Origin of the sequence: Methanobrevibacter curvatus (assembly GCF_001639295.1) — an archaeon.
GTDB lineage: Archaea > Methanobacteriota > Methanobacteria > Methanobacteriales > Methanobacteriaceae > Methanoflexus > Methanoflexus curvatus.
Genome location: NZ_LWMV01000099.1, coordinates 1 through 1,165 on the forward strand (window position 1 = coordinate 1; position 1,165 = coordinate 1,165).

At 29.9% G+C, this 1,165-nt stretch carries 1 pseudogene; it reads left to right on the forward strand.

Annotated elements, in window-relative coordinates:
- Positions 1-1,165 (forward strand): annotated as a pseudogene (locus tag MBCUR_RS02440) (hypothetical protein); the annotation flags it as partial.

Sequence of the window (1,165 nt, forward strand, 5' to 3'; positions counted from 1 at the left end):
TCAGCTAATGGTGGAGCTATTTACAGCTTAGATGATTTAAATGTCATTGCTACTAGTTTTAATAAGAATAATGCTAATTTAAATGGTGGTGCATTGTATTTAAATGGTGGAGTTACAGCTATTACTGATAAATCTGCTTTTAATGACAATAAAGCCGTTAATGGTGGTGGAGTTTATACTAATTCTTATTTAACTGTTAATTTTATTGAATTTTCAAGTAATGTTGTTAGTTCTAATGGTGCTGGGCTATATATTAATAGTGGTACTGTAAATATTTTAAATGGCTCTAATTTCACCAACAATAAAGCGATTAATGGTGGTGGAGTCTACAGTAATGGTAAGTTAGTTGTTAATAGTGTTTTATTTTTAAACAATAGTGCATCAGCTAATGGTGGATCTATTTACAGCTTAGATGATTTAAATGTCATTGCTACTAATTTTAATAAGAATAATGCTAATTCTAATGGTGGAGCAATATACCCACTAAATGGATCAGTCACAATATCAAACTCTAACTTCACCTCTAACAAGGCAAGTAATGGTGGAGCATTAGGATTATACAACGAAACTATTGATAATAATCAATTAATTATATTGAAAAACTTGATTTTTGACTCAAATGCTGCTATAGATATGGGTGGAGCAATTTACACTCTAATTCCAATTAAATATCTAAATGATTCTGTATTTAAAAATAATTCTGCTATAAATGGTGGAGGAATCTATTCTTTAAGCGATTTACAAATTAATGCAGTTAATTTTTCACAAAATACTGCTACCACCTCTGGAGGAGCAATTTACACAAATGGTCAAATAAGTATTTCTTCTAAATCAAGTTTTACCTCAAATAATGCAAATAATGGTGGAGCCATATATGCTCTTAAGGATTTAAATATTTCTAATTCTATATTTAGCAAAAATAATGTCCTATTCAATGGTGGAGCATTATATGTCAATGGAGGAACAACTAGAATATTAAGCAATTCAAATTTTTCATCCAATAGTGGAGTTAACGGTGGTGCAATTTATTCTAACGGTGTATTAAGTATTGTTTCAGCTAATTTTAATGATAATCTTGTAACTGGCAGTGGTGGAGCTATTTATTCCCTTAAAAACTTACAAATTTCTTCATCTAAGTTCAATGGAAACAATGCATCCACTAATG